Annotated in this window: 20 protein-coding genes; 11 read left to right on the forward strand and 9 right to left on the reverse strand. The window is 57.7% G+C overall.

Features of this window, described 5'->3' with window-relative positions; all coding sequences use genetic code 11:
- From phnL to phnP, 5 genes are all read left to right on the forward strand, one after another.
- Positions 1 to 634 (forward strand): phosphonate C-P lyase system protein PhnL (gene phnL / locus ACOTXC_RS18340; RefSeq protein WP_421767883.1); only part of this gene is annotated, 634 nt, incomplete at its 5' end.
- Positions 631 to 1,767, forward strand: a complete 1,137-nt coding sequence (phnM, locus tag ACOTXC_RS18345) for an alpha-D-ribose 1-methylphosphonate 5-triphosphate diphosphatase (RefSeq protein ID WP_038415093.1) — start codon at positions 631 to 633, stop codon at positions 1,765 to 1,767. The genes phnL and phnM, both read left to right, overlap by 4 nt.
- Positions 1,764 to 2,315, forward strand: coding sequence for a ribose 1,5-bisphosphokinase (gene phnN / locus ACOTXC_RS18350; RefSeq protein WP_032621424.1), 552 nt, complete (start codon positions 1,764 to 1,766; stop codon positions 2,313 to 2,315). The genes phnM and phnN overlap by 4 nt, the downstream gene beginning before the upstream one ends.
- Positions 2,308 to 2,742, forward strand: a complete 435-nt coding sequence (phnO, locus tag ACOTXC_RS18355; RefSeq protein ID WP_022646777.1) for an aminoalkylphosphonate N-acetyltransferase — start codon at positions 2,308 to 2,310, stop codon at positions 2,740 to 2,742. The genes phnN and phnO overlap by 8 nt, the downstream gene beginning before the upstream one ends.
- A 9-nt stretch (positions 2,743 to 2,751) precedes the next feature.
- A complete protein-coding gene (gene phnP / locus ACOTXC_RS18360) occupies positions 2,752 to 3,510 on the forward strand; it encodes a phosphonate metabolism protein PhnP (protein WP_022646776.1) in 759 nt (252 codons plus the stop codon).
- 55 nt (positions 3,511 to 3,565) lie between these two features.
- On the opposite strand, the gene yjdP is transcribed toward phnP, so the two are convergent.
- The 8 genes from yjdP to ACOTXC_RS18400 all read right to left on the reverse strand — a co-directional run bounded on the left by yjdP (position 3,566) and on the right by ACOTXC_RS18400 (position 12,984).
- Positions 3,566 to 3,889: a DDRRRQL repeat protein YjdP gene (gene yjdP, locus ACOTXC_RS18365; protein ID WP_063163962.1), complete on the reverse strand. Its 324-nt coding sequence runs from the start codon at positions 3,887 to 3,889 to the stop codon at positions 3,566 to 3,568.
- Between the two features lie 95 nt (positions 3,890 to 3,984).
- A complete protein-coding gene (locus ACOTXC_RS18370; RefSeq protein WP_421767884.1) occupies positions 3,985 to 5,769 on the reverse strand; it encodes a hypothetical protein in 1,785 nt (594 codons plus the stop codon).
- A 3-nt stretch (positions 5,770 to 5,772) separates the two neighbouring features.
- Positions 5,773 to 6,291, reverse strand: a complete 519-nt coding sequence (locus ACOTXC_RS18375) for a hypothetical protein (RefSeq protein WP_421767885.1) — start codon at positions 6,289 to 6,291, stop codon at positions 5,773 to 5,775.
- A 15-nt stretch (positions 6,292 to 6,306) separates the two neighbouring features.
- On the reverse strand, positions 6,307 to 6,855 hold the full coding sequence (locus tag ACOTXC_RS18380; protein WP_421767886.1) for a hypothetical protein: 549 nt from the start codon (positions 6,853 to 6,855) through the stop codon (positions 6,307 to 6,309).
- 15 nt (positions 6,856 to 6,870) lie between these two features.
- A complete protein-coding gene (locus tag ACOTXC_RS18385) occupies positions 6,871 to 7,419 on the reverse strand; it encodes a hypothetical protein (RefSeq protein ID WP_421767887.1) in 549 nt (182 codons plus the stop codon).
- 9 nt (positions 7,420 to 7,428) lie between these two features.
- The gene (locus ACOTXC_RS18390; RefSeq protein WP_058677490.1) at positions 7,429 to 8,256 is read right to left on the reverse strand and encodes a DUF4123 domain-containing protein; all 828 of its coding nucleotides are present in this window, start codon (positions 8,254 to 8,256) and stop codon (positions 7,429 to 7,431) included.
- Between the two features lie 3 nt (positions 8,257 to 8,259).
- Positions 8,260 to 10,599 (reverse strand): type VI secretion system Vgr family protein, encoded by a 2,340-nt coding sequence (locus ACOTXC_RS18395; RefSeq protein ID WP_421767888.1) that lies wholly within the window; start codon positions 10,597 to 10,599, stop codon positions 8,260 to 8,262.
- A 105-nt stretch (positions 10,600 to 10,704) separates the two neighbouring features.
- Complete coding sequence (locus tag ACOTXC_RS18400) at positions 10,705 to 12,984, reverse strand: hybrid sensor histidine kinase/response regulator (protein ID WP_199160095.1); 2,280 nt, start codon at positions 12,982 to 12,984, stop codon at positions 10,705 to 10,707.
- Between the two features lie 181 nt (positions 12,985 to 13,165).
- On the opposite strand from ACOTXC_RS18400, the gene ACOTXC_RS18405 reads away from it, so the two are divergent.
- The 6 genes from ACOTXC_RS18405 (at position 13,166) to ACOTXC_RS18430 (ending at position 19,321) form a co-directional block, all read left to right on the forward strand.
- Positions 13,166 to 14,680, forward strand: coding sequence for a sugar ABC transporter ATP-binding protein (locus ACOTXC_RS18405; protein WP_045309105.1), 1,515 nt, complete (start codon positions 13,166 to 13,168; stop codon positions 14,678 to 14,680).
- Positions 14,681 to 14,682: 2 nt separating this feature from the next.
- Entirely contained in the window at positions 14,683 to 15,678 is a 996-nt protein-coding gene (locus ACOTXC_RS18410) for an ABC transporter permease subunit (RefSeq protein ID WP_003860239.1), read from the forward strand.
- 28 nt (positions 15,679 to 15,706) lie between these two features.
- Positions 15,707 to 16,648: an ABC transporter substrate-binding protein gene (locus ACOTXC_RS18415; protein ID WP_003860240.1), complete on the forward strand. Its 942-nt coding sequence runs from the start codon at positions 15,707 to 15,709 to the stop codon at positions 16,646 to 16,648.
- A gap of 96 nt (positions 16,649 to 16,744) precedes the next feature.
- The gene (locus ACOTXC_RS18420) at positions 16,745 to 17,431 is read left to right on the forward strand and encodes a D-lyxose/D-mannose family sugar isomerase (protein WP_045309106.1); all 687 of its coding nucleotides are present in this window, start codon (positions 16,745 to 16,747) and stop codon (positions 17,429 to 17,431) included.
- A gap of 10 nt (positions 17,432 to 17,441) precedes the next feature.
- Positions 17,442 to 18,302 (forward strand): ketose 1,6-bisphosphate aldolase, encoded by an 861-nt coding sequence (locus tag ACOTXC_RS18425; protein ID WP_022646771.1) that lies wholly within the window; start codon positions 17,442 to 17,444, stop codon positions 18,300 to 18,302.
- On the forward strand, positions 18,302 to 19,321 hold the full coding sequence (locus ACOTXC_RS18430; RefSeq protein WP_023299104.1) for a carbohydrate kinase family protein: 1,020 nt from the start codon (positions 18,302 to 18,304) through the stop codon (positions 19,319 to 19,321). The genes ACOTXC_RS18425 and ACOTXC_RS18430 overlap by 1 nt, the downstream gene beginning before the upstream one ends.
- Here ACOTXC_RS18430 and ACOTXC_RS18435 read toward each other — a convergent pair.
- Positions 19,303 to 20,034, reverse strand: coding sequence for a response regulator (locus ACOTXC_RS18435; protein ID WP_022646769.1), 732 nt, complete (start codon positions 20,032 to 20,034; stop codon positions 19,303 to 19,305). The genes ACOTXC_RS18430 and ACOTXC_RS18435 overlap by 19 nt on opposite strands.
- Between the last annotated feature and the right edge of the window lie 81 nt (positions 20,035 to 20,115).

The following is a 20,115-nucleotide window of genomic DNA, read 5'->3' on the forward strand; positions in this document are numbered from 1 at the left end:
AAACGGTGTCCGCCTGCCGGTACTGCAAAATGCCTCATTAGAGGTCAGCAACAGCGAATGCGTGGTGCTGCATGGCCATTCCGGCAGCGGAAAATCCACCCTGCTGCGCTCCCTGTATGCCAACTACCTGCCGGACGAAGGCCATATTCATATCCGCCATAACAATGAATGGGTCGATCTGGTCCAGGCTCCCGCGCGCAAGGTGCTGGAAGTACGCCGCTCGACGATCGGCTGGGTCAGCCAGTTCCTGCGGGTGATCCCGCGGATCTCTGCCCTGGACGTGGTCATGCAGCCCCTGCTGGATCTCGGCGTGCCGCGCGAAACCTGCGCCGCTAAAGCCGCCAGCCTGCTGACGCGTCTCAACGTACCGGAGCGTCTGTGGCACCTCGCCCCGTCGACCTTTTCCGGCGGCGAACAGCAGCGCGTGAACATCGCCCGCGGCTTTATCGTCGATTACCCGATTTTACTTCTGGATGAACCCACCGCCTCGCTCGACAGTAAAAACAGCGCAGCGGTGATGGAACTGATCGAACAGGCCAAAGCGCGCGGCGCGGCGATCGTCGGGATCTTCCACGACGACGCCGTACGCCATCGCGTGGCGGACAGACTGCACCCGATGGGGACAAACGTATGATTATCAATAACGTCAGGCTGGTACTGGAAAATGAAGTCGTGAACGGCTCGGTTGAGGTCCGGGACGGTGTCATCCGCGCCTTTGCTGAAACCCAGAGCCGCTCACCGGACGCGATGGATGGCGAAGGCGGTTGGCTGCTGCCGGGGCTGATTGAGCTGCATACCGATAATCTTGATAAATTTTTCACGCCCCGCCCGAAGGTCGACTGGCCCGCGCATTCAGCGATGAGCAGCCACGACGCGCTGATGGTCGCCAGCGGCATCACCACGGTGCTGGACGCGGTGGCGATCGGCGACGTGCGCGACGGCGGCGATCGGCTGGAGAACCTGGAGAAGATGATCAACGCCGTGGAGGAGACGCAAAAGCGCGGCCTCAACCGCGCCGAGCACCGCCTGCACCTGCGCTGCGAGCTGCCGCACCACACCACCCTGCCGCTGTTTGAAAAGCTGGTGGGCCGCGAGCCGGTCTCGCTGGTTTCCCTGATGGATCACTCGCCGGGGCAGCGCCAGTTCGCCAACATTGAAAAGTATCGCGAATACTATCAGGGCAAATACGCGCTCAATGATGCCGAGATGGCGCGCTATGAAGAAGAGCAGCTCCAGCTTGCAGCGCGGTGGTCGCAGCCGAATCGCCTCTCCATTGCCGCGATGTGCCGTGACCGTAATATTGCCCTGGCCAGCCATGATGATGCCACGCACGACCATGTTCGCGAATCCCACCAGCTTGGGAGCGTAATCGCCGAATTTCCCACCACGTTCGAGGCGGCAGAGGCATCGCGTAAGCATGGCATGAACGTGCTAATGGGTGCGCCGAACATCGTGCGCGGCGGGTCACACTCCGGCAACGTGGCGGCAAGCAAGCTCGCCTCCCTTGGCCTGCTGGATATCCTCTCATCTGACTATTACCCCGCCAGCCTGCTGGACGCGGCCTTCCGCGTCGCGGACGACGAAGGCAATAGCTTCACGCTGCCGCAGGCGATTCGTCTGGTGACGAAAAACCCGGCCTCGGCGCTTAATCTTCACGATCGCGGGGAAATTGCCGAGGGGAAACGGGCCGATCTGGTGCTGGCGCACCGTAAGGGCGAGCACATTCATATCGACCACGTCTGGCGTCAGGGAAAAAGGGTGTTCTGATGGGAAGACTCATCTGGTTAATGGGCCCGTCCGGCTCCGGGAAGGACAGCCTGCTGTCGGCGTTACGGCAGCGGGAACACTCACAGCTGTTGGTGGCGCACCGCTATATCACGCGCGATGCCAACGCCGGAAGCGAGAACCATATCGCCCTGAGTGAGCAGGAGTTTTTTACTCGCGCCGGACAAAACCTGCTGGCGCTAAGCTGGCATGCCAACGGTTACTACTATGGCGTCGGCATTGAGATTGACCTCTGGCTGCACGCGGGGTTCGACGTGCTGGTTAACGGCTCACGGGCGCATCTCCCGCAGGCTCGCGCCCGGTACGAAGCGGCGCTGCTCCCGGTCTGTTTGCAGGTTTCCCCGGAGGTTCTGCGTAGCCGGCTGCAAAAGCGGGGGCGCGAAAACGCACGCGAGATCGACCAGCGGCTGGAACGGGCGGCGCGCTACACCCCGTCGGGTTGCCATCTCCTCAATAACGACGGAAGTTTGCTACAGTCAGTCGAGACCTTTCTATCGCTTATTCGCCAGAAGGAGAAACAGCATGCCTGACTGCCAGCTTCGCCCCGCCACCGCCGACGATGCGCCGATCGTTTACGCTCTGATCTGCGAACTTAAGCAGGCCGAGTTCGATCATCAGGCGTTTCACGCCGGGTATCTGGCCAACTTGCAGGATCACAATATGCGCTACCAGCTGGCCGAGCTGGACGGGAAGATCATCGGGATGATCGGCCTGCACATGCAGTTTCACCTGCACCACGCCCGCTGGATCGGCGAGATCCAGGAGCTGGTGGTGATGCCGCAGGCGCGCGGATTAAAAGTGGGCAGCCAGCTGCTGGCCTGGGCAGAGGAGATCGCACGCCAGGCAGGCGCCGAGCTGACCGAGCTTTCCACCAGCGTGAAGCGCGTGGATGCGCACCGTTTTTATGTACGTGAAGGGTATACGCAAAGCCATTTCCGCTTCACCAAACCGCTGTAGAGGTGCGTTATGAGTCTGACGATCACGCTGACAGGAACCGGAGGGGCGCAGCTGGTGCCGGTGTTTGGCTGCGACTGCGCGGCGTGCCGACGGGCGCGTTTGCAGGAAAACCATCGCCGTCGCCCCTGTAGCGCGGCGGTGAAATTCAACGATGCGGTCACCTTGCTGGACGCGGGTATTCCACACCTGATGGACGACTGGCCCGCAGGGAGTTTCAGGCAGTTTTTGCTTACCCACTATCATATGGATCACGTTCAGGGGCTGTTTCCTCTGCGCTGGGGCGTGGGGGCGACCATTCCGGTTTACGGTCCGCCGGACGACGCAGGCTGTGACGACCTGTTCAAACATCCGGGCCTTCTCGATTTCAGCCACACGGTGGAGCCGTTTGTGACGTTTGAACTTCAGGGCTTGCGGGTCACGCCGCTGCCGCTCAACCATTCAAAACTCACATTTGGCTATCTGCTCGAGTCCGCCCACAGCCGCGTGGCGTGGCTTTCTGATACCGCCGGGCTACCGGATAAAACGGTGACGTTTCTGCTAAATAATCAGCCGCAGGCGATGATTATTGACTGTAGCCATGAACCGCGCCAGGAGACGCCGCGCAACCACTGTGATTTGAATACGGTGATTGCGCTGAACGAGGTGATTGGCTGTCCGCAGGTGATCCTGACGCATATCAGTCATCAGTTTGACGTCTGGATGATGGATAACCCGCTGCCGGACGGCATTGAAGCGGGGTATGACGGGATGGTACTGGTGCTGGATTAGGTTTTGCCGGGTGGCGGCTGCGCCTTACCCGGCCTACGCGTTGCGATACCGGGGTTTACCACCGATCGTAATCATCCTCTAACCGGCGCTCATCCTCCTCTAACCGACGCCGGTCGTCATCCAGCTGCCGCTGACGCTCGTCTAAGCGCTGGCGTCGGTCTTCTAACTGCCGGCGACGATCGTCGTACTGGCGGCTGTCGGTTTGACGGCTGCGATCGTAACGATCGTCGTCATCGTCATTACGGCTGCTGCCGGGGTTATAGGCGTCGTTGATCGCCTGCTGAATATTGCCAATAGCATCATCAATCACATCGGCATGCGCCAGTTGGCTGGTTAAAGTCAGCAGACCAAATAACAGGACGGTAGAGTAACGTTTCATAAGGCCAGACTCGCAGGTGAACTGGCCTTAAGGTAATGACTGGCTACTGGCCGGTGTAGCGGAGGAATCTCAAATTCTGTTGTTAACAGTACTTATCAGGCCTCAGGCATCTCCATTGAGCGGATCACAAAAAAGTCCTGCGAAATACCTGCGCCTTTGTCTACCGTTTGCAGGTCGTGTACAAACCATGCGTACATTTCTGACGGTGCCGTATCTATGGGAAACGGCTGGGGTTTACCGAGGTTCGCCGCATGGAAATAGTCCAGAAATCGCTTCGCACGCCACAGCGCGGGTCCATACACGTTCGGAACGATATCCCGGCGTCTGTCCATAGGGTTCTGTTCCATACTGTTTCGCATTCTTATAGCCGCATTCTTTACGTAATCAAGCCATCCCCAGTTTTGCTGTAGTACAGCAAGTTCATTCGCGTACTGCCCGGCGGTCTCCTTCGCTTCCTGCGTAATGCCTGCAAACCCTGCCGATGCGCCAGCTGAGGCCAGCGTATCACCGCGCTGCTTTTCGTATTTCAGGCATTCCGTGCGGTACTGATAGTACTGACGACCCAGCCAGTCGATATAGCTGTCCAGATGCCGGTTCTGGCAAGCGGTATTTAATGAGGTAAAGGGCAGCGCGCTCTGGTACGCCTTCGCCCATTGCAGGACGGACTGGTTTTTAACGTTGTCCTGGACGATGAAATAGCTGGCTACGGTTTCGGAGTAAGATTTCAAACTTTGAAAATCAGGGAAAGGCACACCCGCCATGGTCGCCTCGCGGTACATCCTGTGCAGCGCCACGCGGCAGAGTTCCGCACTGGGTTTCTGTTCGTCCGGTTTCAGACCTCCGCCAACATCCTCCGCGCAGCCGGGACTGAGCTCTTCCTTGTGCGCCGGGTTATTGCCGGTACGGTACAGGCAGCGCCAGACGCGGGTTTCATGGGCGGCAACGAGATGCAGGCTTTTCTTTACCGCCTTAGACAGTGGGGTGTCCTGGTCGATGGACTTATCCCCCAGCAATACGCTGATGCCTTTTATCGGCCCGCCAAACGCAGAGATAAAGTAATCCACACCGTTGTTGTTGCTGGCCGATGTGCGTCGCGAGCAGTCAAACAGGCCTGTGAAGACGATATCAACGGGTATGCCCTGATAGATGTATTTATCCCCCTCTTTCTTACAGATGTCTTTTAGCAGACTGTCGAGAAATTTACGTGCCAGGGTAGCACCGAGATCGAAGCCGAACAGTGAAACAGAGATAAGCTTGATGGGAACCGGGCTTTTTTTAACGGCTTCTTTGTATCCTTCTTCAAACGATATTTTTGTCGATGCAATACGGGTATCAGCACCCGTTACCAGCATATCGGCTATCACAGGGTTATCACGGAGCCAGGAAGTTGCTTCGATGACACTTTTTTTGGCAGCCTTTTTTGCCGTATCGGAGGCCAGTTTTTTCCATTCCGTAGGGTTAAGAAGTTTCTTTCCCTGGTTTTTTAAAACCTCGTACCAGTTGTTGCCCTTTATGGAATCCATGCCCGCGTCTTTGGCCATTTCACCGGGCTGTCCTTTTAACTCATCCTTTATGCTGCCCAGGCCACTGTCCATGATGGTGTGAAGCTTTTCAACGACAGTTTCATTAAAAGGAGTGCCCAGTCCTGAAATGTAGAATTTAGAGTAGTACTCTTTATTTGATTTTTGTGCATCATCTGGAAATGCTCGAAACAAACGAGCAATGTTGCTGAGACGATGCTCCGGCGCATCCTGTTCGATATTTCGATGAATTCCATCAAAAAAGAACCCCACATGCCATACCCGTGAACAGTTCCCTAAACCAGCATCTTCCGCCTGCTGAGCCCGGTTTGCTGCCGCAATAAGGCTTTCAATATCCATATCTTATTTTCCTTTTTTTAATTCTGCGGTTTGGTCTTTGATATCGTGAGAATCAGGATGATTAAATCCGGTACTCCACCATAACCGGACATTATCTTCAGGCAGAAAATAGACATGAAGATAGTTTTCACCCCACTGGCGACCAGGCATAGGCATTACCGTGCGGCGTGTTTCTAATCTCATACCTTTAAGGTATTGCTCGTGAGTTATATCTAGTGTCCAGATCACCTCGGCCTTATCCCCGCTGATGCTGCCGCAGCAGGTGGCACCGCCCCCGCCATGAGCAAATGCATTCGAACCTGCCACCCCGTTTACGCTAAACCCCAGAACAGGTCTGTCGAGCTCACTGTGAATAATCAGCGTAACCGGCCCCGATGGAGGTCCCCAGACAGCCGCCCACACCGACCAGCCAAGATATATCACCACCGGCAGTAACAGTGCACCCCAGAGCCATTTTCCCCAGCGGGCATAACCCCGGGTAACTGCACTGTCTATTTTGTCGAACGCGTTAAAAAATCCCATTTTAGTCCCTTAAAATCAGTGGATATTCTGGCGCTGTTTTTTCGCCACCTGTGCGGCAATATCATCGGCTGAAGGGCTGTTGAAACCTGTGCTCCACCATAAATAGACTTTGTCATCAGGCAGGAAATAGGTATGAAGATAATTCTCACCCCACTGGCGCTGCGGCATGGGTAATATTTTTTTGTGGACTTCTGTTCTCATCCCCGCTTTGTATTGCGCAAGTGTGTAATCGACAGTCCAGATAATTTCTGCTGTATCCCCGTGGATGCTTCCGCAGCAGGTGGCTGCGCCAGGACCAGTCCCGTAAGGGTTTGTTTTATCACGCGCGAATGCGTTCCCCCCCGCCATACCATTTACGCTAAAACCTCTTACAGGCCTGTCTATTTCACTGTGAATAATCAGCGTTACCGGCCCCGATGGTGGTCGCCAGACCGCAGCCCACACCGACCAGCCAAGATATATCACCACCGGCAGTAACAGTGCACCCCAGAGCCATTTTCCCCAGCGGGCATAACCCCGGGTAACTGCACTGTCTATTTTGTCGAACGCGTTAAAAAATCCCATTTTAATCCTTTAAAATCAGTGCATATTCTGGCGCTGTTTTTTCGCGACCTGTGCGGCAATATCATCGGCTGAAGGGCTGTTAAAACCCGTGCTCCACCATAAATAGACTTTGTCATCAGGCAGGAAATAGGTATGGAGATAATTTTCACCCCACTCACGTTTTGGCAAAGGAATTGTTAACTTACGGGTTTCTTTACGTAGCCCTGCATCGTATTGCGCTCTTGTGGTACTGAGCGTCCAGATCACTTCAGCCTTATCCCCGCTGACACTACCGCAGCAGGTGGCTGCGCCAGGACCAGTCCCGTAAGGATTTGTTTTATCACGCGCGAACGCATTCCCTCCCGCCATACCATTCACGCTAAACCCTAAAACAGGCCTGTCGAGTTCACTGTGAATAATCAGCGTTACCGGCCCCGATGGTGGTCCCCAGACCGCAGCCCACACCGACCAGCCAAGATAAATCATCACCGGCAGTAACAGTGCACCCCAGATCCATTTTCCCCAGCGGGCATAACCCCGGTTAACCGCACCGTCTATTCTTTTATACGCACTGAAAAATCCCATGGTTTATTTTCATCCCTGATGTTGAATGTTATTTTTTAAGACTTGCTCCAGCGAGACTTTTCCCTGAGCCACATCTTCTAATGCAGATTGTATAACTCCAGACTCCACGAGCTTTTTACCACCAGTAAGATAAAAAAGGGCATACAGTTTTTGTTCTGTGCCCGCTTTCATTTTCGCTTCGCAGGCTTTGCTCAGTGCTTTTTTGACCATATCGCGTTGTGCGCAAGGAGAAAAATGCTTGCTGGAGGGCAACTTTTGCCATGCGGTTAACACACTAGTCACAACCGGTTCATCCGCGATATATAGCCATTCTTCTTTATTCAGTCGTATGGTGCTGTCTCTCGCATTTATTACCCGTGAAGGGGGAATATCTACTGGATGCAATCCATTTTCTCCAGATGTCCACCAATGTGAAACCCCTCTGAATAACATACTGTGCCATTCCCGATCGTTACAGCTCGTCAGCAGATTCATGGCATCACGGGTATAAAAACGCACTAAAGCCGCTGATCCATCAGGCGAAATAATTGTGCATGCCGCGGAAAGCTGAACGGCTAAAGCGCATCCTGAACGTGAAGAGGCGATAACAGCCACTAAACCTGGCATAGAATAAATATAACGCTGTAGCGCCTCCTTATTTTCTAAAGCAAATAACCAGGGGCCATAGTTTCTGAATTCTGCAAGTTGCGGATGGAGATAAAGTGAATACAGAGAGGACGCATGTTCGTTATAAAAAGCCTGAAAAGCGTCCGATGTTTGCGCACCGCCTTCCAGCAACAGAAAGAGATGGGTGTGAGTTGATTCAGGTAGCATATGCATCATTTTTGTGACATCCATTGACTACGCTCCCTGCACGATAGTGTCGTTGGCTTTAATGGCATTGAGGAGACACTCAATACATATCTTGCCATTAAGTGGTGGATACTGACCCGGGAGAAGCGGTATGGATAGCGGCATTGTGGCTGGGGTTGCCGCCATTGTCCGTTTAACCTTCCGTATATACATCGCCGTCGTGCCATACTCCACCTTCCCGGCCTCCAGCCGCAGGTAGCTCCCGCCCCCGATGAGCGTGATGCGCTTCTTGCCCGCAAACGTGATGTCACTCGCAGACGACAGGGTGAGCTTTTTCTCCGCGAACAGCTGCATTTTCCCGTTCTGCGCCTGCATCTCCACCGGGCCTTCACTGGCTTTCAGGCTCAGCTGGCCCGTTCTGGCAAACAGTCCCAGCTTTTCCCCAGCCAGCGCCGTCATGTTGCCCATGACACCGGTACTGATATCCCCTCCGGCGTTAACAGCGACGTTTTTTGTGGCCGCCATCTGCATGTGCTCCCCGCTGGTCACGGCAACGCCTTCCGGGGCAGAGAACAGCAGGGTTTCGTTAAGGGGCTTCAGGCGCTGCTCAAACATCTGTATCTGGCTGTCGATATCCGCCTTCAGCGCCTGCGCCTGCTCTGCCGCCACCTCCAGCTGCTGAAGCTGTTTCAGGCAGACATCGATTTCTCTCAGCGCCGTGCTCATGTCCAGCACCCCGCCTGCGGCCTTCTGCTGCCCGTCCGCAGTGACAAACAGTCCCTTTGCCACGCGAATGACGCCGTGCTCATTGGTCCGGAGTTCAAAGCCTTTGCCCCGGGGCTGCTCCTGCGCGTCCACCAGATGCCCGCTGTTCAGCTGCGTTTTGCCGTATTCCGTGGCGAGCTTGACATGCTCCTCCCCGCGCTTATCCTCCATCCGCAGCTTGTTATTGGCGGGCGTGCGCAGCACGTTGCGGGTATGGTTGTCCCTGTTCACGGTGTCAGGATGTTCCGAGTCGTGCAGCGCATACGCGATGTACGGCAGGTCAATATCACCGTTGCTGTACGCAACCGCCACTTCGGTCCCGTCGGTCAGTGGCGTATGCCAGCCATACGTCTCGCCGGCATACGGTTTCGCCATCCGCAGCCACAGGTATGCGAATCCCTGTTCAGCATCGTCCCGGTCAAAGTCCAGCCTGACGCGGTAGCGGCCCTGGTCGTCCAGGTGGGCGTAGATATCGTTCTTTTCCCGGCTCTCAATCCGCGCCGGAAGCGTGCCGTGAATTTCCGGGCGCGAAACTTCCGTCGGGCGGAAACAGTAATGCTCGGTGTAGGGCATGCCCCATACCGACACGTGCAGGCGGGAATCCCGCGCTCCCCGGAAGGTCACAAGCGTGAGGACAACACCCTCTTTCAGGGCCGTAATGACATCGCCCTGCGGCTCCAGCACCTGCCCGGGCGTGAGGTGGGCAGCATTGCTGAACAGGTGGATGCGGGCTGATTTGTTCAGCTCCCGCTCGTGGTAGATGCGGGCATAAAAAGCGCCGGATTCGGTTTCCGGCTCAGGGCTGGTGTCGTCACCTGTGTCACGGTAAGGCGCTGCGTAGCGGTAATTTTCCCCGGTGGTGACCGCATCGTTACGCACACTGACCGTCGCATCCATCGGCGTGGTGGCTGTCCGGTAGTTGTAATCCCGCGTGGCGACGGTGCCGGTGACTACTCTGTGCCAGGTCCGCACATCCCAGACCGATTCTGCCGCGCCGTCAAACAGACCCGATGGCTCACGGTACGGCAGGCGCACGTCAAACCGGTAGTTAAGCTGGCTGTCGGCAAAAATGTACGTATCCAGACCGCGCACATCATCCATCTCCGTACGCCAGTAAATCCCCACCTCTGACAGAATGCGCTGGATAAACTGTAAATCCGTCTCCCGCCACTGGGTGATAAGTTCCCGCGCCGGATAGCTGCGCTCCAGACGAAACTCAAAGTCCGGCCCTTCCAGCCCGTGCTGACGCAGCACCTGCTCCACCACCTCCGGCAGGGACTGGTTCTGGAAAATGCGGCACTGGCGGGTGCGGCTGAGCAGCGCCAGACGGGAGCTCAGCTCCACCCGGTAATGCGACTGGTCGGCGGTGGTGGAAAGCCACTCCAGACGGGTGATGATGCCGTGCACTGCCTTCCCGCTGTGCATGCGCAGGGTGGCGTACTTCATCAGTACCTCTTCGGGGGCGAGATTATTCTGCGGGGTGGTGAAGTCGATGGTCCAGCGGAAGGGCTCGCTGAGGGCCTCGCGGCCCTTAAAACGCAGCACGTCGGGCGTGACGCGGGAGTCCGTAATGTCCAGGGTGTAACGGGTCTGTCCGTCGAAGAGCGCCAGCCAGTTATCCATAACAAAGACCTTGTTTAAAATGAGGTTAAGCGAGGATGGTTACATGGCGAAACAGCACTGTAAATAGCTGAAACAGGTGTTAAATTCTGAAAAGAATGGGCAATCTCAAATTACCATCACCTTGCGCAGCGCCTGCGCCAGCTGTGCGCGGGTGAACGGTTTTCGCAGTAACGGAACGTCCGGCAGCTGCGGGTTATGCGCCGGGCGCAAATCCTGCCCGCTGATCAGCAGAACCGGCAACTGCGGATAGTGGCTGCGTACATGGCCGATCACCTCCGCACCGCTCAGGCCGCCCGGCAACATCAGGTCGCTGATAAACATACCGATATCCGGCGACGCGTCCAGCATGTTCAGCGCCTGCTCGCCGTTTTCGGCTTCAAGTGTCAGGTAGCCAAGCTGGTGCAGTTGCTCGCACAGGGTCTGACGCACGCCCGCCTCATCTTCCAGGACCAGCACAAGCAGCTCACTTTCTGCCGGGGCCGTGGTCGCCAGCACGACATCATCGGAGAACGCGGGCAGCGTCGAGCGCGGCAGCTGGAGCCGCACGGTGGTTCCCTGCCCCGGCGCGCTTTCGATCTCAACGCGACCACCCGACTGGCGCACAAAGCCGTACACCATCGACAGCCCTAGCCCGCTGCCGCTGCCGGTCTGTTTGGTGGTGAAGAACGGTTCAAAGACCTGCGATTTCACCTCCTGCGACATCCCGCAGCCGTGGTCAATCACCTCCAGCGCGACCATATCCTGCCTGCGCCCGTCGCTGCGGGTCACACGCTGGTTCCAGGTGCGGATTTTGATCACACCGTATTGCCCCTCCATTGCGTCACGGGCGTTCATTACCAGGTTGATAATGGCGTTTTCCAGCTGGCTGACGTCAATCCATGCGGGCCACGCCGGGGTTTGCGCTTCAATATCCAGCGTCAGCGTGGCGGGAAGCGAGTGCCGCATCAGCTCGCTCAGGTTCTCCAGCAGCGGCTTCATCTCTACCGCATGGGGTTGCAGGGATTGCTTGCGCGAGAAGGCCAGCAGACGCTGGGTGAGCATGGCTCCGCGTTCCGCGGCTTTAAGCGCACGGGTGATGCGCGGCGCGTCCGGTGATGCCGAATCGGTCAGCTCCAGACTGCCGATAATCACCGCCAGCAGGTTATTAAAATCATGCGCCAGGCCACCCGTCAGTTGCCCGACCGCCTTCATTTTCTGGCTGTGCAGCAGCGCCTCCTCCAGCCCCTGACGTTCGATGCGGTCAACCTCCATCTGTGAGGTCTTCTCCTTCAGCAGCCGCGTGGTGTGCTCCAGCGAAGCGGTATTGCGGGCGAAAACGTTAAACGCGCGCGCCAGTTCCCCCAGCTCATCACGCCGCTGTAGCGCGGGCACCGACACATCCTGCTCCCCGTGAGCGAGACGCGACATCGCCCTTGAGATAGCCGTCAGGTTGGAGCCCAGATTGCGGTAAATATACCAGCAGGCACAGCCGGTGATGATCAGCGCCAGCACCGCGAAGATGCTGATAAACACGCTGATGGATTGCAGCTCGTGATGGCTCTGGGCCGTGCGAAGCCGGGAAGCCTGCGCCACCTGTTCAACGTACTGATTAATGTCGCTGTTTAATATCGCCACCAGCGCCTTGATGTGGAACATGTACCAGCTGATGGACAGATCGCTCTCCTCCAGCTGCGTCGACAGTGGTGCGAGCTTGCGCAGCTCATCATTAAAATCCGGGAGCACCAGGTTGGCCACCGGTTGCAGGGCGCTCGCGGATAACCCCGCGGTTACTGCATCCAGCTGCTGCACCGTGGCGCGCGGTGAAGGGGTATCAATGGCGGCAACGATCAGCCTGTCCATCTCTGCAAGCTGTCGGGCGTCTGGCACATTGCTCGCGTAACGGCGGTTGATATCCTGCAAATGACGCAGGTAGCTTTGGCTTTGATAGAGCGAGCTGAGCAGCGCGTTACGCTCCAGATGCCGCTTTTGCCCGCGCTCCAGCATTCCCGTCACGCTCTGCTGTAATTCATTACTCCTGCGAATAATTCGCGCCACCAGCGCCGGCTCCTGCTGCGCCAGCGGCGCATCGGCAAGTTGATCCAGCGAGTGGCGCAGCGCCATCTGCGTCTGTTTCAGCCGCTCGGCTTCGCCTTTGTACTCCAGCGCACCGACCACCTGCGACAGCCGCACCGCCGCCGTTGCCACATTTGCGGTATCACGGGCGAGGTTCATGCTGCCGGTCATGTCATCCAGCGTTTGCTGTTGGACCTGCTCCTGGATCTGGCTGGCGTGACGAAAGCCGAGCACCGCCACACCGCTGACCATCAGCGTGACGGCGACCACCAGCAGATTAAAAATCAGCAGGCGTCCGCGGGCGCTGGTGAAGAACGGGGGGCGTGAAGACATGGGTTTGGGCTCCTCTGCGGATTGGTGCCTTCACCCTGGCCCTCTCCCACAGGGAGAGGGAAAAGGAAAATGTGATGGCGATTAGCTATTCATAACTATGACAAATATGAACAGCTTCTGACATTTTGCATTTACGCGCCTGTGATGAAGTGCAGATATCGACATTCACAGGAGATCCGCCATGAGCAGAACCCCGGTTTTAGAGATGCGCCACATTGCCAAAACCTTTGGCAATTTCCACGCGCTCAAGGGCGTGGATTTGACGGTTTTCCCCGGTGAGATCCACGCGCTGATGGGGGAAAACGGCGCCGGAAAAAGCACGCTGATGAAGATCCTCGCAGGTGCCTATACCGCCAGCAGCGGCGACATCCTCATCGACGGTAAGCCGTTTCATATCAAAGGGCCGAAGGATGCGCTGGCCGCAGGCATTACCCTGATTTATCAGGAGATGCAGCTTGCTCCTAACCTGACCGTGGCGGAAAACATTTTTCTCGGCAGCGAGCTGTCGCGCGGCGGGCTGGTCCAGCGCAAAGAGATGGCTGCCCAGGCGCAGGCGGTCATTGACCGCCTCGGTGCGCAGTTCAGCGCCACCGACCTGGTCATGAAACTGACCATCGCCGAGCAGCAGCAGGTGGAGATCGCCCGCGCCCTGCACCGCAACAGCCGCATTCTGGTGATGGACGAACCTACCGCCGCCCTCTCCTCACGCGAAACCCACCGTCTGTTCGAACTGATTTTGCGCCTGCGCGATGAAGGCATGGCGATTATTTACATCAGCCACCGGATGGCGGAAGTGTATGAACTCTCTGACCGCGTCAGCGTGCTACGCGACGGGCAATACGTCGGCAGCCTGACGCGCGACAAGCTCAACGCCTCCGAGCTGGTGCGCATGATGGTGGGCCGTCCGCTCAGCGATCTGTTTAACAAAGAGCGCGATATTCCCCTCGGCAGCCCGCGTCTTAACGTCCACCACCTCACCGACGGCAAAAAAGTACAGCCGTGCAGTTTGCAGGTGCGCTCCGGTGAAATCGTCGGGCTGGCGGGGCTGGTCGGGGCCGGGCGTTCCGAGCTGGCGCAGCTGATCTTCGGCGTGCGCAAAGCCACCGGCGGCATGATTGAGGTGGACGGCGAACCGGTGGTGATCCACTCCCCGCGCGCGGCCATTGAGAACGGCATCGGTTTTCTTACCGAGAACCGCAAGGAGCAAGGTCTGTTTCTGGAGCTGGCGGCGCAGGAGAACATCACCATGGCGACGCTGGAGCGCGACGCCACCTTCGGCTGGCTGAACCGCAAAAAAGCGCAGTCTATTTCCGACGACGCCATCGCCCTGCTCAATATCCGCGTGCCCCATTCACAGGTGCGCGCGGGCGGGCTCTCCGGCGGCAACCAGCAAAAACTGCTGATCTCCCGCTGGGTGGCGATAGGCCCGCGCATTCTGATTCTGGACGAGCCCACGCGCGGCGTAGACGTCGGCGCAAAAAGCGAGATCTACCGCATCATGAACCAGATGGCGCGCAAAGGCGTTGCGATACTGATGATCTCCAGCGAGCTGCCGGAAGTAGTAGGGATGAGCGACCGGGTGTACGTGATGCGGGAAGGCAGCATTGCGGGTGAACTGCACGGGCGCGACATCTCTCAGGAAAACATCATGACGCTGGCAACCGGCGTAAACGACACACATCATCAGGCGGTGTAATTATGACAACTCCAACCCATCCGCAGCAGGTGGCGAAATCCGCCTCCGCCAAAAAAATGCTGATGAGCGATCTGATGCAAACGATCGGCATTTTGCCGATTTTAATCCTGATTGTGGCGGTATTTGGCTTTATCGCCCCGAACTTTTTCACCGAGAGTAATCTGCTCAACATTACCCGGCAGGCGTCGATCAACATTGTGCTGGCGGCCGGGATGACCTTCATCATCCTGACCGGCGGGATTGACCTCTCCGTGGGCTCGATTCTGGGCACCACGGCAGTGGCGGCGATGGTGGTCTCGCTTATCCCTGAATTTGCGATGCTCTCCATTCCGGCGGCGCTGATGCTCGGTATGGTGCTGGGGCTGTTCAACGGTGCGCTGGTGGCCTTCGCCGGACTTCCGCCGTTTATCGTTACGCTCGGCACCTATACGGCGCTGCGCGGCGCGGCCTATCTGCTGGCGGACGGCACGACGGTTATTAACTCCAACATTAACTTCGAGTGGATCGGCAATAACTACCTCGGCCCGATTCCGTGGCTGGTGGTGATCGCCCTGGCGGTGATTGTGGTGTGCTGGTTCATCCTGCGCCGCACCACCCTCGGCGTTCACATCTATGCGGTTGGTGGCAACATGCAGGCGGCACGCTTAACCGGCATTAAGGTCTGGCTGGTGCTGCTGTTTGTCTACGGCATGAGTGGCCTGCTCTCGGGCTTAGGCGGCGTGATGAGCGCTTCACGTCTCTACAGCGCCAACGGCAACCTCGGCACGGGGTACGAGCTGGATGCGATTGCGGCGGTGATCCTCGGCGGCACCAGCTTCGTCGGCGGGATCGGCACGATCACCGGCACCCTGGTGGGCGCGCTGATCATCGCCACCCTCAACAACGGCATGACGCTGATGGGCGTCTCCTATTTCTGGCAGCTGGTGATCAAAGGGGCGGTGATCATCATAGCGGTGCTGATCGACAAATACCGTACCCGACACCATCAAAGTGCATAACAACAATACCCTACGTGAGGAATACAGCATGAGATTGAAGCCCTTAGTGACCGCGCTCTGTGCTGGCGCGCTGCTGGCCGCAACCCCGTTTGCGCAGGCAAAAGATCTGAAATCCATCGGCGTGACGGTGGGTGACCTGGCTAACCCGTTCTTCGTGCAGATCACCAAAGGTGCCGAGCTGGAAGCGCGCAAGCTGGCGGGAGATAACGTCAAGGTGACGCTGGTCTCCAGCGGGTACGATCTGGGCCAGCAGGTGTCGCAGATCGATAACTTCATTGCGGCGAAAGTAGACATGATCATCCTCAATGCCGCGGATTCCAAAGGGATCGGCCCCGCGGTAAAACGCGCTAAAGAGGCGGGGATCGTGGTCGTGGCGGTGGACGTGGCGGCGGAAGGGGCCGATGCGACCATCACCTCCGATAACACTCAGGCGGGGGAAATGGCCTGTAAGTACATTACCGACCGCCTGAAAGGTAAAGGCAACGTGGTGATCATCAACGGACCGCCGGTTTCTGCGGTACAAAACCGCGTGGAGGGCTGCCAGACCGAGTTCAGGCGCCACCCGGATATCAAAGTGCTCTCGGATAATCAGAACGCCAAAGGCAGCCGCGAAGGCGGCCTGGAGGTCATGACCTCCCTGCTGGCGGCCAATCCGAAGATCGACGGCGTATTCGCGATTAACGATCCGACCGCGATCGGCGCCGATCTGGCGGCTAAACAGGCGCAACGCAATGAATTCTTTATCGTTGGCGTGGATGGCAGCCCGGATGGTGAAGAAGCCCTGAAGCGCGAAAACTCGCTGTTTGTTGCTACCCCGGCGCAGGATCCGCAGGTGATGGCGGCGAAGGCGGTGGAGATCGGCTATGACATTCTTCAGGGCAAACCTGCGCCGAAAGAGCCCGTGCTGATCCCGGTGACGATGATCGATAAAAAGAACGTCGGCACGTATAAGGGGTGGACGGTTAAGTAAGCCCCTCACCCCGACCCTCTCCCCAAAGGAGAGAGGGTGTTCAAGTTCCCTCTCCCCTTTGGGGTGAGGGGGCGGCAAAAAAAGTAAGGAGTCCCCATGAAACGCTCCGACATCAATGAAATCCTCGGCCACACACGGCAGTTCTTCTCCATGCACGACGTGCATCTCCCCCCTTTTGCCAGCTTTCCGCCGACAAAATGGCAGCAGCTTGACCAGGCCGCCTGGCAGGAGGTGTTTGACCTCAGGCTCGGCTGGGACGTGACGGCATTTGGTGGCAACAACTTCGCTGCACAGGGGTTAACGCTGTTCACCCTGCGCAACGGCTCCCCCAACGGCGTGCCCTATGAAAAGTGCTATGCCGAAAAAATCATGCACGTCCGCGACGGCCAGGTGACGCCGATGCATTTTCACTGGCGCAAGCGGGAGGACATTATTAACCGCGGCGGCGGGAATCTGATTATTGAGTTATGGAATGCGGGCGCGCATGAAGAGACCGAAAACACCGACGTGACCGTCACGATAGACGGCTGTCGGCAGACGCACGCGCCCGGCAGCCAGCTGCGCCTCACGCCTGGGGAGAGCATCTGCCTGACGCCCGGCCTGTACCACAGTTTCTGGGGTGAACGCGGCTTTGGTGACGTGCTGGTGGGCGAAGTGTCGTCGGTCAATGACGATGAACACGACAACCACTTTTTACAGCCCATTGACCGCTACAACACCATTGAAGAAGACGAACCGGCGGTGCTGGTGCTGTGCAACGAGTACACCCTCTTTCGGATATAAGGAGTGAATGATGCCATTGATTTCTCTTGCCGACGGTCTGGCCCACGCCAGGGAACACCGCTACGCCCTGGGCGCGTTCAACGTGCTCGACTCCCATTTTCTGCGCGCGCTGTTTGCCGCCGCGAAGCAGGAACGCTCGCCGTTTATCATCAACATCGCCGAAGTGCATTTTAAGTACGTGTCTCTGGAGTCGCTGGTGGAAGCGGTGAAATTCGAAGCTGCCCGCCACGATATTCCCGTGGTGCTGAACCTCGACCACGGCCTGCATTTTGAGGCGGTGGTGCGCGCCCTGCGTTTAGGGTTCAGCTCGGTGATGTTCGACGGCTCCACGCTGAGCTATGAGGAAAATATCCGCCAGACCCGGGAAGTGGTGAAGATGTGCCACGCGGTGGGCGTCTCGGTAGAGGCGGAGCTGGGCGCGGTAGGCGGGGATGAAGGTGGCGCGCTGTACGGTCATGCGGATGAAGCCTTCTTTACCGACCCGCAACTGGCGCGCGAATTTGTTGATTCAACCGGCATCGATGCGCTGGCGGTTGCCATTGGCAACGCGCACGGCAAATACAAGGGCGAGCCGAAGCTTGATTTTCCGCGTCTGGACGCCATTCGCCAGCAGACGGGCCTGCCGCTGGTTTTACACGGTGGCTCTGGCATAAGCGACACTGATTTCCGCCGCGCCATTGAACTCGGTATTCATAAAATCAATTTCTATACCGGCATGTCGCAGGCCGCACTTGCCGCCGTTGAGCAACGCATGGCGAACCGCCAATCGCTTTACGATGAGTTTGCCGAGCTGCTGCTGGGCATTGAAGAGGCCATTACCGATACGGTTGCGGAACAGATGCGCATCTTCGGCAGTGCGGGGCAGGCCTAATGGAACGCAAAGGGATCGTCGCCGCAGGCAATATGCTGGTGGATCACGTCCACCAGATCGTACAGTGGCCGGAGCGCGGCTGGCTGGCAGAAATCACCCACAGCGAACGCTCAACCGGCGGTGCGCCACTCAACGTTCTGCTGACGCTGGCGAAAATGCACGTCGGCCTGCCGTTACAGGCGGTGGGGCTGATTGGGGAAGACAGCGACGGAGACTATATTCTGGCGATGCTCGACCAGTATCACGTCAATCGCCAGCGCGTGCAGCGCACGACGTTCTCCCCAACGTCGATGTCGCAGGTGATGACCGACCCCAGCGGACAGCGCACCTTTTTCCACTCGCCGGGCGCCAACCGCCTGCTGGATCTTCCCGCCTTCGATCGTTTAGACGGATCGCTGAAGATCTTCCATCTCGGCTATCTGCTGCTGCTCGACAGCCTGGATATGCCGGACGAGGAATTTGGCACCCGCAGCGCGCGGTTACTGGCACAGATGCACGATCAGGGGTATGAAACCTCGCTCGATCTGGTGTCCCGCAAGGGCGACCCGCGCTATCAGCCGCTGGTGCTCCCTGCCCTGCGCCATCTTGATTATCTGGTGATTAACGAGCTGGAAGCCGGTGAGTTTAGCGGGCTTGAGATCCGCGACGGCCATGATGCGCTGAACATGGCCCATATCGCCGACGCTGCCGCACAGCTGCTGGCGGCAGGCGTGCGACAGCGGGTGGTGATCCACTGTCCGGAAGGGGCATGGGGTGAAGCGCCGGGTGAAAAAGGGCAATGGGTTCCGTCGTGGAAGCTGACGCAGGACGAGATTATCGGCAGCGTCGGCGCGGGCGACGCGTTTTGCGCGGGCTTTTTATACGGCTGCCATGAATCCCTGCCGCTGACGGAGAGTATTTATCTGGCGCACGCCTGCGCGCGGGCCAGCCTGCTGGCGGCTAATGCAATTGACGGCGCGAAAACGCTGGCCGAGCTTCAGACGTTTATTCAGGAGAACGGTCAGGCGGCTTTCTCATGATGGGAAACGTCCGTGGCAAAAACATAGCCCAGACCGCGAATGGTTTTGATCAGCAGAGGCTGGTGCGGATTAACCTCAATTTTTCGCCGCAACCGCATGATCAACACGTCGATAGTGCGGTCAAAGACCTCGGCGCTTTCGCTGTGGGTCAGTTCAAGCAGTTGTTCACGGCTCAGTACCCGGCGGGCGTTTTGCGTTAATGCCAGCAGCAGGCCATATTCGCCCTGGGTTAACGGCACGGTATTACGCTGCGGATCGCTCAGCTCGCAGCGGGTGGTGTCCAGCGTCCAGCCGTTAAAGGCAATACCTTCAACGCGCGGCGCGGCAGGCTCCGCGGCCAGCGCACCGGTACGACGCAGCACCGCCTTAACGCGGGCGACCACCACGCGCGGATTGAACGGTTTTCCGATGTAATCATCAGCGCCCATTTCCAGCCCGACGACCACATCTGATTCACTTCCCAGCCCCGTCAGCATCACCACCGGTAGCGACGGTCGCCGCTTTTGCATCTGCAGCAAAACCTGTAATCCGTTGATATCCGGCAGCATCATGTCCAGCAGAACCAGCGCAATGCCGGAGTCCTGCTGGACACGGTTCACCGCTTCCTGACCGGTGTGACACGTCAGCACGGTAAAGACGTGCTCGCTGAGCACATCCTGTAGCAGTTCGCAGACTGCGACATCATCATCAACCACCAGAATCGCCGGTTTCATCGCATGCTTCCGTCAGGGAATTATGTTAAGTCTGAACCATTCTGCCGCCGGCTCCAGCCGAATTGTTTTTTACGTGACGGA

It is taken from the genome of Enterobacter cloacae complex sp. IR5428 (assembly GCF_049238585.1).
GTDB lineage: Bacteria > Pseudomonadota > Gammaproteobacteria > Enterobacterales > Enterobacteriaceae > Enterobacter > Enterobacter intestinihominis.

What these genes read in the sequence shown, in the direction of transcription:
- ACOTXC_RS18420 (WP_045309106.1), top strand. Translation starts at nt 16,745, where the DNA reads ATGAAACGCTCCGACATCAATGAAATCCTCGGCCACACACGGCAGTTC.
- ACOTXC_RS18395 (WP_421767888.1), bottom strand. Translation starts at nt 10,599, where the DNA reads ATGGATAACTGGCTGGCGCTCTTCGACGGACAGACCCGTTACACCCTG.
- ACOTXC_RS18405 (WP_045309105.1), top strand. Translation starts at nt 13,166, where the DNA reads ATGAGCAGAACCCCGGTTTTAGAGATGCGCCACATTGCCAAAACCTTT.
- phnP (WP_022646776.1), top strand. Translation starts at nt 2,752, where the DNA reads ATGAGTCTGACGATCACGCTGACAGGAACCGGAGGGGCGCAGCTGGTG.
- ACOTXC_RS18380 (WP_421767886.1), bottom strand. Translation starts at nt 6,855, where the DNA reads ATGGGATTTTTTAACGCGTTCGACAAAATAGACAGTGCAGTTACCCGG.
- phnM (WP_038415093.1), top strand. Translation starts at nt 631, where the DNA reads ATGATTATCAATAACGTCAGGCTGGTACTGGAAAATGAAGTCGTGAAC.
- yjdP (WP_063163962.1), bottom strand. Translation starts at nt 3,889, where the DNA reads ATGAAACGTTACTCTACCGTCCTGTTATTTGGTCTGCTGACTTTAACC.
- ACOTXC_RS18430 (WP_023299104.1), top strand. Translation starts at nt 18,302, where the DNA reads ATGGAACGCAAAGGGATCGTCGCCGCAGGCAATATGCTGGTGGATCAC.
- ACOTXC_RS18400 (WP_199160095.1), bottom strand. Translation starts at nt 12,984, where the DNA reads ATGTCTTCACGCCCCCCGTTCTTCACCAGCGCCCGCGGACGCCTGCTG.
- ACOTXC_RS18410 (WP_003860239.1), top strand. Translation starts at nt 14,683, where the DNA reads ATGACAACTCCAACCCATCCGCAGCAGGTGGCGAAATCCGCCTCCGCC.
- phnO (WP_022646777.1), top strand. Translation starts at nt 2,308, where the DNA reads ATGCCTGACTGCCAGCTTCGCCCCGCCACCGCCGACGATGCGCCGATC.
- ACOTXC_RS18425 (WP_022646771.1), top strand. Translation starts at nt 17,442, where the DNA reads ATGCCATTGATTTCTCTTGCCGACGGTCTGGCCCACGCCAGGGAACAC.
- ACOTXC_RS18375 (WP_421767885.1), bottom strand. Translation starts at nt 6,291, where the DNA reads ATGGGATTTTTTAACGCGTTCGACAAAATAGACAGTGCAGTTACCCGG.
- ACOTXC_RS18415 (WP_003860240.1), top strand. Translation starts at nt 15,707, where the DNA reads ATGAGATTGAAGCCCTTAGTGACCGCGCTCTGTGCTGGCGCGCTGCTG.
- ACOTXC_RS18435 (WP_022646769.1), bottom strand. Translation starts at nt 20,034, where the DNA reads ATGAAACCGGCGATTCTGGTGGTTGATGATGATGTCGCAGTCTGCGAA.
- ACOTXC_RS18370 (WP_421767884.1), bottom strand. Translation starts at nt 5,769, where the DNA reads ATGGATATTGAAAGCCTTATTGCGGCAGCAAACCGGGCTCAGCAGGCG.
- ACOTXC_RS18385 (WP_421767887.1), bottom strand. Translation starts at nt 7,419, where the DNA reads ATGGGATTTTTCAGTGCGTATAAAAGAATAGACGGTGCGGTTAACCGG.
- ACOTXC_RS18390 (WP_058677490.1), bottom strand. Translation starts at nt 8,256, where the DNA reads ATGGATGTCACAAAAATGATGCATATGCTACCTGAATCAACTCACACC.